The organism is Amycolatopsis sp. WAC 01375 (genome assembly GCF_003947325.1).
Classification (GTDB): Bacteria; Actinomycetota; Actinomycetes; order Mycobacteriales; family Pseudonocardiaceae; genus Amycolatopsis.
This window is the reverse complement of record NZ_QHHW01000021.1, coordinates 55090-67698: the sequence shown is the minus strand read 5'-3', so window position 1 is coordinate 67698 and position 12609 is coordinate 55090. Positions and strand designations below refer to the sequence as shown.

Here is a 12609-nt window from a genome sequence, read left to right as displayed (position 1 = left end):
GGCTAGGGATTGATCGGGATGAAGAATCGTTCCTGATCGTTCGGGTCAAGCTCCGGGTCCTTGCCCAGGTCCAGGATGCGGTCGTTCTCCTGCCAGCCGAACAGCCGCCGGCCTGCTTCCTGGTTCTGCTCGCTGTTGACCCACCGTACCGTGTAGTCCAGCGCGTACTGGAGGCCTTCGTACTCGTGCCGTGCGGAGCCTTCGTAGCTGGACGCGAAGGCGTACTCGTCACAGTCGAAGGGCCCTCCGGTCGGCGGTTTTGGCGGCATCTTCACCGTGTCGCAGAAGTTCGTCGACACCCTGCGGTTGCGGACGGCGCGGGCTCTGGAATCCTCGCTGCGGGCGCTGGCCAGCCGGTGCAGCGTGTCCCCAGGTGCGGGCGAGCCGCCGAGGAGCCGTTTGCCCTGCTTCGGTGGCACGGTCGCGTCGGGGTTGGCGCGGGCCTCGTCGATGTGCACGGCGTGCCCGGCCACCCCTGGGTCGCTCTTGCCGTAGGACATGCCCGGCACGGCGCGGTCGAAGATGCTGCCCTGCTTGTCCCGCAGGTAGAACGCGCTGTCGAACCGCAGCCCACCCTCGGGGCTGACCGACGTCAGGTCGATGTCGCGTTTCGGGGTGAACTCGTACTCGAACTTGAACACACCTTGAGCCAGCTGCTCACCGAACTCCGCGCCCGGCTGGAACCCATCGGAGAGCAGGTCGAAGTGGGAGTTCGGGTCGACGCGCCATTCCGGGATGGTCGCCTTGCGGGTAGAGAACTTGCCCGGGTAGCACGCGCGATCGTTGGGTATCCCGAAATCGACCCTGTACTCGCCCGCGCATTTGATGGTTGCCTGCATCGTGGCGTTGGGCTGGGAGAACGCACCCTGGGTGTAGAGGATGGTGGTCACCAGCCGGAAGTCGGCGAAACGTTGCGTGGCGTTCTCAGGGTGAGGCCCGATCTTGCCGTAGCCGACCACGACACTCGTCGCGCCGATCGCGCCGATAACCTGGCAACCTCGCGGTCCGCACTTCAAGTCCACCGCCCAGACCAGATCGATCTGGCAGTACGAGAACCGGTTCTTGATCCACCCCGCATCCTGGCCAGCGGTACCGGCCTTATCCAGACAGTCCGCGTGGGTCATGTACTGATACGGATCCTCCGGCTTGCGTCCGGCAGGAAACCGGGCACTGTCCACCACATACGGCGGATCGGCCGCCGCGATCCGCGGGTTCCCCCGCGGCGGCACTTGACCCGCCGCGGCACTCGGCTGGATGCCGAGCGCGTCCAGATTTCCGTCACGCTCCAGCGTCTTCCGTACGATGTCCGGATTCCGCACCAGCGCCGGATCGCGGATGACGTACATTTCCGATCGGTATGTCACGGCCTCGTCCGCCTGTGCGGGCACCGAACCCAACAACAGCGCAACGACAGATGCCAACAGTAAAAAGGCATGTCTGAGACGTATCACAATCGTTGATCCTCCCCAGGTGTCACCAGTCAGCAGTCGCGTATGGGCTGCCGGGACTCAAGACTGTCGAACCGTACGTCTGTTCGACGACCGCCGATCGAGTGACACTAGTTCCAGGCATTTCGAAAAGGCACGATATGCAGACGTCGAGTGCGAACAACCTGAGGTCCACAGGAAGAATCCCTGGTACGGAATCCGATTCAAAGGGGTTTCTCAGCTGGAAAATGCTGACACGGCGATGCTGCGTGAGCGACGACGATTTGCTTCAAGGAACCTTGAGCGGGCAAGGAAGTCCTCGGTGTGCGCCTGGTGATCGGACGCATTCCGCAAAAGACTTTGAACAGCTATCGCGAATGCGTGTTGGCGAACGTGTCGGGCGACCTGCACGCGTCACGGAGGTATTCGTAGTCGTGGGCTACTTTCACACCGCTCTCAGGCAGTCTGCGAGCGACGATCAGTGGCGGCCGCCACGACTCTCCGTCTGCCATTTCCTAGACCCGCTGACCGACAGCTTGACACGAGGTGGACGCCGCAGTGCCGCTCAGCTTGTAGGTGCCTCGGGATCGGTGGATGCACTGTTGTGAGGAGCGGCGCTGATCTGACCGGTATGCGGGTGGTCGTGGAGGGCCGGTGCCGCTGGTGTGGTCTCGATGGCTTGTCGGTCCTGGGCGGTGATGTTGAGTGCGCGAAGGATGTCGTTGGGGGAGGTGAGCAGGTGTGGCTGATGGTCGAGAGTGAGTTGCTGGGCCGCGGTGAGCTGGTGCACGGCGACCACGTTGTCGACCTTCACGATCAGCAGTGCGCCGATCCTCAGTACCGCGTCGGGAGTGGGCTGCAAGGCGGTCAGGACGGGTCCCAGGTTCTGCATCATGGTGGAGGTGATGGTCGCGTCCTGGGTCAGGACCAGGCGGGCGTCGAGCGCGTGTGCGGCGGATACCGCCGCGTCCCGTGCCGACGGTGAGCTGATGACTTTGGCCCATAGGCGCCGAAACCACGATCCAAGGACGGGTTCGTCCTTGTCGACGATCTCGGCGCCGGCCAGAGCGAGCAGGTTCGTGACGGCCGTCTCGACCTGTTCGTGGACACGTTCGTTCGCGAGGTAGATCGTCACCGGTAGGTCGGTGCGGGAGGCGGCTTCGTCCGGAGCGGCTTGCCGGGGCACTCTGATCCAGCCTCGGGACGTGTGCTCCTTCCCGTGGACGGCGACGGGACGGAACCCGGCGGGGTCGACGGCCTTGCGGCGCACCACGTCGTCGTACAGCCACTCGGAGATCACCAGGATCGGCGCGTTCGAGAAGCTGGCCCGTGTGACGCCCTCCAGGCGCGGAGCATCCAATAGCCGGAACGCCTCGAAGACCACCGCGCCGTGCGCGCCGTCCTCATCGAAGACAACCTGCCCGCCGTGTAAGGCGATTGTCAGGTCGATGCGCTGCTCGGGTGGGTGCACGGCGTTGCGTCGGGTCAGGGCGGCCGTGAGGGCCTCGGGTACCACGTTGACGAGGACGGCAGGTGGTGTCCCGGCGGGAAGAACGACGAGAGCCCCGTCGCCTCTGTCTTCGATGTAATTGTTCTCTGAGGACAGGCCAGCGGCGTCGAATGCCTGCCGCAGGACGTCGAAGAGGCCCTGGCGGAGGGAAAGCCGATCCCTCCAGCTCCGGTGGGGCGCGGCGAAGCGCTCAAGGCCGGTGACGAGGACAAGGCGGTTTTCGGCCTCGGGTCGGCTGGTATGCATGGCGGCCTTCCTGGTGGTGCGTCTCGGGCACGTTGGTCGCTTCGTCGCCCCGGACATCGTCGCTCCGTCGTCAGCCATCCTGCGACAGGTCCTGGTGTGCTGCCTAGGCCCCGATCCGCCGGTTCGGCCACTTGCTACGGCCACGGTGATCAACTTGTTCCGCACGCATGTGGGGCTGTACGGCGCGTCGATGTGTGTGAACGCGCCAGGTAGGCCATGCCCAGTTCGTCTGCGTGCGAAGGAACGACATCATGATTTCCCCAGCTGCCCCTGTGTTCGGGCGGCGCCGTATGGAGCCCCGGGACGTCCGCCCATCTGATGGCGCTGACACCTGGAAGGTCAGACCTTGCGGGTCGCCGGATAGTCGGCTCATCGTTCGCCCTGCTGGTCGCAGCGCGCGTTCGCGGCTGATCGGGGAACGCCGGTATGCCTAGGTATTGGGCCGGGATCGACTGGTCGGAGAACCTGAACGATGTCGCGGTGGTCGACGGCGACGGTGCCGTGGTGACCCGGGCACGGGTCAGGGAAACTCCGGACGGGGTGTACGGGACGTGCTGCGGCTGCTGGCCGGCCTGTCGACCAGTCGCCGCCATTCCCGCCGCCACGTGCCGGTGGCGATCGAGTCCGCGTCCAGCCTGCTGGCCGAAGGGCTCATGCGCGCGGGCCAGCCGGTGCACCCGATTCATCCGTCGATGGCCGCCCGCTATCGCACCCGCCTGTCACCAGCGAAAGCCAAGTCCGACAAGGGTGACGCGGCGATGCTGGCGAACATCCTGCGCGTCGACGGCCACCTGCACCGGCAGGTGCCGGACAACTCGCCCCTGGCGAAGTCAATCGGCGTGCTGGCCCGCGGGCACGCCCGGTCCCGCCGCAACCTCGACTTCCGCGCCTCCCCGGCTGTGATCCCTCCTGCGCGACGTGCACCCGGCCGCGCTGACCGCGTGGGCGGACCTGCCACACGGGTTCCGGCGTGCGGAAACCCGTGCGGTCCTGGCCGCCGGACCGACACCGCGCCGCGCCGGCAAGTTGGACGCCATCATGCTGTGCCGGATCCTGACCGACGCGGGCCGGGCACGACTGCGGATGGACCGGGCGCTGCACCTGCAGGCGTGCTTCGCCGAACCAGTGGTTCGGCGGCCATGGGAGGTCGAGGACGTGATGGGCACGCTGGTGCTCGCCGAGCTGGACATGCTCAGCGCCGCCTGCGATCGCGTCGTCGTCCTCGCGGAGGGAACTCGACACCGCGTTCACCGCCCACCCGCACGCCGAGATCTACCGGTCGTTTCCCGGATGCGGTCCGGGCTGGCGAGCAGGCAGTATGGGGGAGGAGTAATGCGCGTTTTATTCCTGAGTCCCTCCGGCCTGTCAGCCACTGTCATTCATCGCGTCGGCGTGATCGACGTCGTAGGGCCAAGCTACGGCGACAGACTGTGGCTCACTCCAGACCAGCAGCTCGCCGAAGTGTCGGCAGAGGGTCGACGCTGTACGTACCTGGGTTGAGGTTGCGACTGGTCAGGACCTTGACTCTGGGCACCGTGTCTACGACGTAGAGGAAGTCGGTGCGGGGCTGACGTTCATCGAGCCACCTCATGATGATGGTACGGAGTACTTCCCGTTCACTGCTATTGCGTTCCGGCACGACAATGTGTGTCAAACCGCGACCCTGGTGACTGTGCGGTTAGGCTCCGGGGAAGATCATGGCGCGTAGGGGCGCTGATCGACTTGATGAAAGGCTGTACGGATGGCGCAGAAGGTTAGTGTCGAGATTATCGATGATCTCGACGGCGGTGAAGCGACGCAGACGGTGCCCTTCGGGCTCGACGGCGTGCAGTACGAGATCGATCTCTCCGACGAGAACGCTCAGGCGCTGCGCGATGAGCTCGAGCGTTTCGTTAAGGCGGGTACCCGCACCGGTGGGCGGAAGCTACGGGTCGCGGCCGGCCAGCCTACGGCGAGCGGCCGCGCGACGACGTCGACGGATCGTGAGCGCAACCAGCAGGTCCGTGCCTGGGCGTCAGAGAACGGGTACGCGATCGCTGAACGCGGACGAATCCCGTACGACATCTACGAAGCGTTCGACGCCGCGCCGTCCGAAGACGGTGAACCGGATCCGGTGGACGAAGCTCCGACGAAGCCGGCTCGCAAGCGGGCACCGCGGAAGAAGAAGGCTCAGAGCTAGCAGCCCGCCGGCCGCACTGATCCGGCGACATGCGCAATGTGCACGTTGCCGGATCAGAGCAGGTGCCGAGCCGTTGCCGTGTTCGTCGAGCCAAGTTCTGCCAAGCAGGTTGCGTTATCCCTGTAGGCATGGGACGTCGTGTGTTCCGCTCCGCTTGGTACCCGTCAGCCTCGTCACGGAATCCGAACTTGGAGGAACAGCATTCTGGTTCGCCGAGGCGGGCATCGCGAATGAAGAGCACGACGAGAATCCAACTGATGCATACTCGCCCGGTGAAACAAGGCCAGAGAAACCCTTTTTTATTGAGGCTTGGGCCTGGCGGGCGGGTTCATGTCGTGTCATCCGGGTCGTGTGGGTGCTGGCTTCTGTTCGTCAAAGGCGGTTGTTTGCGCGGTGCGTGCTGCTCCTTCGGCGAGGATATGCCCGGCCTTGAGCGTGGCGCTGGCGCCTGGCGCGTCGAGCCAGCCTGGATCGAGGTCTTCCGCCCAGTTGACGATGTCGTAGGCGATCGTGAGGGCGCGATCACGGTCGTCGCGCATGAGCGCGTCGGCGAGTTGCAGATAGGCGCCGGATTGTGTGCCCGCGTGGTCGGCGGCCAGGGCGCTGATCTGGTGTATGACCTGCCGGCCGTGCTGTGGGTAGAGGGCGGCAAGGCAGGCAAGGACGTACTGCGTCGCTGGTGGCTCAGCGTCCCACCGGGCGAGCAGAGCGGGCAGTTCGTTACCGATGCTCTGGTGAACGTCCTGTGTCCACGGGGCTGCCCCGGGTCGACGGTTTTCGGCCGCGGCACGGTCGGCATCGCCGAGAAGGCTGTCCGCCCACCGGTCTGACGCGAAGAGCAGGACGAGGAACAAGTCGAGCCGTCGTGATGCCGGTAGGGCGCCGGCGGCCGCCAATCCGACGATGAACGGCATGGCGGGGGCCGTTGCCGAGTAGCAGGTTCCTTGGTGCAGCAGGTCATCGCCGAAGAGTTCGTCCAGGACTTCCACCCAGTCGTCAGAGTTGCGTGCTAGGGCCCGAATCAGTCCCGGTACATCCTCGGCCGAGCCGTGTGCATGCTCGAGGTGAGTCCAATGGATCGCGTCCAGCCCGGTCAAGTCGACTGTGGCCGATGAGTCCGAGTCGGGGGTCAGCGCCAGTGGGGTGGCGGGCGGTGCCGGTGTGAGGATCACGGTGGGAATTGGTGGCCGAGTTCCGGGGTTGGTCTGCACGATTGGTGCTTCGGTTCGGTAGAACTGCAGCATGCTGGGATCGCAACGGCTTCCGCCGTGGGGGTATCCGCCGTGCTGCCGGGCAAGTGCCGCGGCCTGTCGGCCGACAGCGTCGATGGTGCGATGGCCGGCTGTGTCGGCTGGATAGGGCCCTTCGTCGAACGCGGTGACGAGCCAGCCGTTCCCGTGTCCGGACCGGGCGGTCACGAGGGCGAACCCGTGCGTCGCCAACGCGGTGACGAGCCCTTGTGCATGCGCCTGATCTGGCACCACGAAGCCGTGGGTGCCCGCTATCGCCGACCAACCTGCCATCGAGTGCTGTCCTTCCTGGAGTGGATGTCGGTAAGACTGCCGCATCCGTTGGGCGCGACGCGTTCCGCGTTCAGTGAATGGGCCAGCACCGTCACCGACCCTCTGCTCTGCGCGGCGACTGTCGATCGCTTGACGTTCGACGCGTCCATCGTCGAGACCGGCGCCGAGTCGTTCCGGCTGCGGACCACCACATGCCGCCGCGTCCCGCGCGCCAGTTGACAACCGGCTCGTCGACCATCCCGGCTGGCTGACATCATGACGGGCATGAACATGGGAGTAACCCTCTGGGCCGTCGCGCCGGCGGAGAAGAGCGGCCAATTCGTCCTCGTCGACCAGGCAGGGGAAAGGTATCGCGAGAATGGAGCCATCGTGCGGTGGTGCTCCGACGTCGCAGCGCAGTGTGAGGCCACGCAGCTGAGCGCTCTGATGGACAAAACCACAGCGCCCTGCCACACCAGCCTGGCCGGTTAAACAAACCGCGTTCAGAACGGCGCGTCGCGCCAGGTCACCTCCACCGGCCGTCCGGCAGGATGGAATCGTTCTCGTGTCGATCTCGACCCGATCACCTCGCCGCCTACGCCGGGATGCGCCGTTCACCCGACGCTCCGGCAGCAGCATCCACGGCGAACACCCGGCCAGGACCGGCACCGCAAGCTCAAACGCGCGTTCTTCCTAGCCGCTTTCGCCGCACTGTCCGCCCCCACCAGCCGGGCCTGCTGCGACCGCAAACGTGCCGACGGCAAGCAGCGCAACGCCGCCCTCATCTACCTCGCCCGACGACGTCGCGCGGTGCTCTTCGCGATGCTCTCGCAACGAGACCCTCTATCAGGGCCCGAACCCCAACGGCTTGACAAGTTCCGCAGGGACACCCAGTTGCCGCAAGCAGGACTACTTCACGTTCCAGTGCGCCTGCGCCGGGTGTTTCCCGGATGCTGCCCACTGCAGGGCCTCGACCTCGGGCGGGATCTCGGTCAGGCCGTTCATCGTGTTCAAGGAGATCACCTCCAGCATCGGGCAACCGGCGAACGAGGGCAGCCCGGTGACCTGCCTGAGTTCGAACAGGGACAGATACCGCAGCGTCGCGATCCGTCCGACCGCCGAGACGTCACTCAAGCCACGAATCTGCCACAACCGCAGGGCCTCCAGCGAACCGAGCTCCGGCAAGGCGTCGAGATCCTTGGTGCTGCCTCCGATTAGGTTGAACGCGGCCAACTGCTGCAGCGGTCTTAGCACGGCAAGGTCGGACAGTGTGATCGACCGGAACTGCAGGGCCCGCAACCCGGTCATCGTCCCGACGACCTCGATGTCCTTCGTAAACCGGGTCAGGTCCAGCAGTCGCAGGTTCGTAAGGTGCTCGATCGCCCGCAGACTGAACCGCTTCTTGGTCTTCCCCAGCTCCAGCGACACCAGATCATCCGGCAGGTGCCGCAACCCATCGAGACTTTCCACCAGGTAGTGTGCGCCCTCAAAATGCCGGATATGCGGGAAATATCGCAGATACTCGAAGTCAGTGAAGCTGTCCTGGTGGGCAGGTCTTGCAGTTCGATGGCTTGGTGAGCTGGCGTCCAGGACATGTAGTACCTCTGCAAGATCGATGCTGTTTCTGTCGAACAGCACACGGAGAGCGCGGACCTGCCCGCTGGACCGGCGCCCATCACCGAGGCCCCGCGCAAGGCGCGCCGTACGCATGACTGCCTGCCTGCTGCGCCCGGCCGTTCCAGCTGGCGAAAGCGACCGCAACGGCTGCGTCAAGCTTCGTACGTGAACGAGGTGTTTGCACGGGCGGCGCGGCCTGTGATCTAGCGTCGCACCATCACGAGCTCGGGGGCACACCGGTTTCGGTACGGAGTTGATCGCGAGTAGCGAGTAGCAACGTTAACCGCCCGACGACGATATCGTTTGGCCTCATGTTGCCTGGACCAGAGTTGCCGGTCGAACGTGCGCCGTCGCCGCGGCCAGTGCTGCCGCCGATCTCGCGATGGAAGATCGTTATCGGGGCAGTTGTGGTGCTGGTGCTGATCACCGGGGCGGTGGTTGCCTTGTGGTGGGCAGCCACTCGCGGCCTTACCGGTTCAGCCCTGGTCACCGCGAGACTGGACGCATTGAAGGTCGGACTGAGCCTCGGCGTCGGCAGTGGCGGCGTGTTCGCCCTCTACCTCACTTGGCGACGGCAGCGCGCCATCGAGGCAGAGCTGGATAACCGTGAACGTACGCTCCTGCACCAGCTGCAAGTGGCTGCCGATGCCAACTCCGACGCGACCGAACGGCGTGTCACCGAGTTGTACACGAAGGCGGTTGAGCAGCTTGGTGCGGACAAGGCCGCAGTTCGGCTGGGCGGGCTGTACGCCCTGGAGAGGTTAGCCCAGGACAACCCCAAGCACCGGCAGACTGTGTTCAACGTGCTCTGCGCCTACTTGCGCATGCCCTACCGGCTTCCCGGCGTGCCACCCGCTGATGACGACGACCAGCATCGGCACGACGCTCACCGCGAGCGCGTGCAGGAGCGCGAGGTTCGGCTCGCCGCCCAACGCATCCTCGCCCAGCACCTCACCCCGCGGGACACCGACCGATTCTGGGACGGCATCGACCTCGACCTTACCGGCGCCAATCTCATCGACATCGACTTCCAGGCTTGCCGGATCAGCCTAGCTAGGTTCGACGGGGCGACTTTCACCGGCGTCGCCCGGTTCGACCGGGCGACTTTCACCGGCCTTGTCTCGTTTGACAGAGCGGTCTTCACCGGCGACGCCCATTTCGGCGGAGCGACCGCTGATGGCAAGGCGTCGTTCAACAAAGTCATCTTCACTGGCGACGCCCATTTCGACGGAGCGGCTTTCGCCGGCGATCCCTCGTTCGATGGGGTGACCGGCCTGAGGGGTGACGTTTCGTTGGTTGCCGGACTCAGCCTTGCCGAGCTGCTGGATCTGGGCGATCCGTACGAGTTCAACCCAGCTGACGGCTGGGTTGCCCGGTCGCGCCGGGATCGATTGCGGGTCAGGTTCGGTTGGCAGCCTGACGGAACTCCGGTCGAGCTCGATCTCAAGGAATCGACCGAGGACGGCATGGGGCCGCACGGCCTGCTGATCGGGGCCGCCGGTTCCGGTAGGTCAGAGCTGCTTCGCACGCTCGTGCTGGCGCTGGCGGTCACGCACTCGCCGAGCTCGCTGAACTTCGCGCTGGTGGACTTCACGGGCGCGGCCACCTTCGCCCGGTTGGACAAGCTGCCGCACACCAGTGCGGTGATCACGAATCTCGCCGAGGAACTACACCTGGTCGACCGGATGACCGACGCGATTAACGGCGAGCTCGTCCGCCGCCAGGAGTTGTTACGCGCGGCCGGGAACTTCTCCTCTTTGTCGGACTACAAGAAGGCGCGTGCCGCCGGTGCCCCGCTGCCCGAGGTGCCAACGCTGCTGGTGATTTGCGACGAGTTCGCTGAACTTCTGTCCGCGAGGCCCGATTTCATCGACATGTTCGTACTAATCGGACGCGTCGGCCGGTCGCTCGGCGTGCACCTTCTGCTCGCTTCGCAGCGGCTGGAAGAGGGCGGGCTACGCGGCTTGGAAACCCATCTGTCATACCGGATCGGGCTACGCACGTTCTCCGAGATGGAAAGTCGGGCCGTGCTCGGCGCGTCGGACGCCTTCAGGCTGCCGAGGACGCCGGGGCACGGTTTCCTCAAGATCGGCGCGGACCCGATGGATCGCTTCCGTGCCGCCTACGTTTCCGGGGTGTACAGGCGCAACGTCGGCGCCGGGCCGGCCACCGCCTCTGGGAGGTCGTCTGCTCTGCATGAAGACACGACCGCTTACCTCGCCACAGAGTTCGGCGTTGACAAGGGGAAGGCTGTGTCGGAGGCGGGTACGGACACAGCTGTCGGCGAAACCCTCCTAGATATCCTGGTCAACCGGTTGGAGGGCCAAGGCGCGCCCGCCCACCAGGTGTGGCTGCGGCCGCTGTCCGACTCATCGACGCTGGACCAGCTGTTGCCCGGCCTGATCACCGACCCGCGGCGTGGGCTAACCACAGGTTCGCCCGAGCTGTCCGGGGCGCTGCAGCCGCTGCTCGGCATGGTGGACCGGCCGTTCGAGCAACGGCGCGACCCGCTGACGCTGGACCTGGCCGGCGCGGCCGGGCACGTACTAGTGCTCGGCGCCCCGCAGACCGGCAAGAGCACCACCCTATGCACCCTGATCACCAGCCTCGCGCTCACCCACACTCCCCGCGAGACGCAGTTCTACTGCCTGGACTTCGGCGGTGGCATCCTCGCCTCCATCGGAGGGCTGCCGCACGTCGGCGGAGTTTGCGGAAGGCGGGACACCGGAGCGGTCCGCCGCACTGTCGCTGAGATCGCCGCGGTGCTGGCGCAGCGGGAGCGGTTGTTCCCCGAACACCGGCTTGGCGGGATCGCCACCTACCGGAGACTGCGCAAAGAGGGGCGGTTTGCTGACCAGCCGCACGGGGACGTCTTCCTGGTGGTCGACGGCTGGCAGACCCTACGTGACGACTTCCCGGAACTCGAGGAGACGGTCGGCGACATCGCCGCCCGCGGCTTGCGCTACGGCGTGCACGTAGTGGCTAGCTGTGCCCGCTCGTTCGACCTGCGGATCAACATCAGGGAGCTGTTCGCCAGCAGGCTCGAGCTGAAGATCGGCGACCCGATCGACTCAATCATCGACCGGCGCGCCGCGATGAGCGTGCCCGCGGACGCCCCGGGGCGCGGGATTTCGCCGAGCGGGCACCAGATGCTGATGGCCTTGCCCCGCATCGACGGGGTGCCGGAAGCCAGCAGTCTCGCCGACGGGCTCGCCGCACTTGTCGCGGAGGCCAAGGCGCGCTGGCCGGGCGAACTCGTGCCGTCCGTGCGGCGGCTGCCCGAAGTCGTCCGTCACGAGGAACTACCCGCCACCGATGAGCTGTCCGGGGACGACGCCGGGCTCGCTGTCGGCATCCACGAACGGGACCTGTCTCCGATGCGGCTGAACTTCGCCGCCGACCCGCATTTCCTCGTGTTCGCCGACGCCCAGAGCGGCAAGACGGCGTTCCTGCGCTTGCTGGCCAAGCGGATCCAGCGTGCCTACCGGCCCGAAGAGGCCCGGATCATCGCGGTCGACTACCGCCGGGGACTGCTCGGCGAAGTCGACGACGAATACCTGCTCGGCTACGGCACCAGCGACAAGCACAGCGGCGGCCTGCTCGCCGAGGCGGCCGAGGCGCTACTCAAGCGGCTGCCCGGCCCGGACGTCACACCCAAGCAGCTCCGAGCCAGGAGCTGGTGGCAGGGACCGGAGATCTTCGTGCTGGTGGACGACTACGACATGGTCGCCACCCACAAGGCGCACCCGCTGTTGCCGTTGCTGCCGCTGGTCGTCTACGGCTCGGACATCGGCCTGCACGTGGTGTTGGCGAGGCGCACCGGCGGGGCCGCGCGCGGACTGTTAGAGCCGGTCCTCAGCAGGCTGCGCGAGGTCGGCACGCCCGGCTTGTTGATGTCCGGCGACCGGGACGAGGGCCCACTGCTGGGCGGCATGCGCCCTCAGGTGCTGCCGCCCGGAAGGGGCTGGCTGATCGACCGCCAGAGGCAGAGGGACCTCGTCCAACTCGCCTGGCAGCAACCGAACGAATAGCCAACACACAGCCGATTGCAGTCGTAATCGATTCGACGAAAGCGCGGTCGTCAATGAGGAGTCGCCGACTGGTGAGCTCGCATAGCTCAACTGTCGT

General features: G+C 65.9%; 8 protein-coding genes and 2 pseudogenes. 6 read left to right on the top strand and 4 right to left on the bottom strand.

The genetic code is table 11. The features are described 5' to 3' along the window. Positions 1–2 precede the first annotated feature (2 nt). Both DL991_RS10320 and DL991_RS10315 read right to left on the bottom strand, forming a co-directional pair. Positions 3–1346, bottom strand: coding sequence for a hypothetical protein (locus DL991_RS10320; RefSeq protein ID WP_125783386.1), 1344 nt, complete (start codon positions 1344–1346; stop codon positions 3–5). Positions 1347–1992: 646 nt separating this feature from the next. Next, entirely contained in the window at positions 1993–3240 is a 1248-nt protein-coding gene (locus tag DL991_RS10315) for a hypothetical protein (protein WP_148106360.1), read from the bottom strand. 494 nt (positions 3241–3734) lie between these two features. Here DL991_RS10315 and DL991_RS43960 point away from each other — a divergent pair. The 3 genes and pseudogenes from DL991_RS43960 to DL991_RS10305 form a co-directional block, all read left to right on the top strand. Further along, positions 3735–4028, top strand: a pseudogene (locus tag DL991_RS43960) (transposase); the annotation flags it as partial. Positions 4029–4101: 73 nt separating this feature from the next. After that, positions 4102–4683 (top strand): hypothetical protein, encoded by a 582-nt coding sequence (locus tag DL991_RS43280; RefSeq protein ID WP_233598773.1) that lies wholly within the window; start codon positions 4102–4104, stop codon positions 4681–4683. A 241-nt stretch (positions 4684–4924) separates the two neighbouring features. Further along, complete coding sequence (locus DL991_RS10305; RefSeq protein ID WP_125783380.1) at positions 4925–5362, top strand: Lsr2 family protein; 438 nt, start codon at positions 4925–4927, stop codon at positions 5360–5362. A 338-nt stretch (positions 5363–5700) separates the two neighbouring features. On the opposite strand, the gene DL991_RS10300 is transcribed toward DL991_RS10305, so the two are convergent. Then, entirely contained in the window at positions 5701–6885 is a 1185-nt protein-coding gene (locus DL991_RS10300) for a hypothetical protein (RefSeq protein WP_125783378.1), read from the bottom strand. 24 nt (positions 6886–6909) lie between these two features. Between DL991_RS10300 and DL991_RS10295 the strand changes: the two genes are divergently transcribed. Together DL991_RS10295 and DL991_RS10290 are read left to right on the top strand one after the other, a co-directional pair. Further along, the gene (locus DL991_RS10295; protein WP_199753906.1) at positions 6910–7104 is read left to right on the top strand and encodes an ATP-binding protein; all 195 of its coding nucleotides are present in this window, start codon (positions 6910–6912) and stop codon (positions 7102–7104) included. Between the two features lie 344 nt (positions 7105–7448). Then, positions 7449–7692 (top strand): annotated as a pseudogene (locus tag DL991_RS10290) (transposase); the annotation flags it as partial. 81 nt (positions 7693–7773) lie between these two features. Here the strand turns inward: DL991_RS10290 and DL991_RS42905 are convergent. Next, positions 7774–8502: a hypothetical protein gene (locus DL991_RS42905; protein ID WP_199753916.1), complete on the bottom strand. Its 729-nt coding sequence runs from the start codon at positions 8500–8502 to the stop codon at positions 7774–7776. A gap of 386 nt (positions 8503–8888) precedes the next feature. Between DL991_RS42905 and eccCb the strand changes: the two genes are divergently transcribed. Continuing rightward, positions 8889–12512, top strand: coding sequence for a type VII secretion protein EccCb (gene eccCb / locus DL991_RS10285; protein ID WP_233598771.1), 3624 nt, complete (start codon positions 8889–8891; stop codon positions 12510–12512). The last annotated feature ends 97 nt before the right edge of the window (positions 12513–12609 follow it).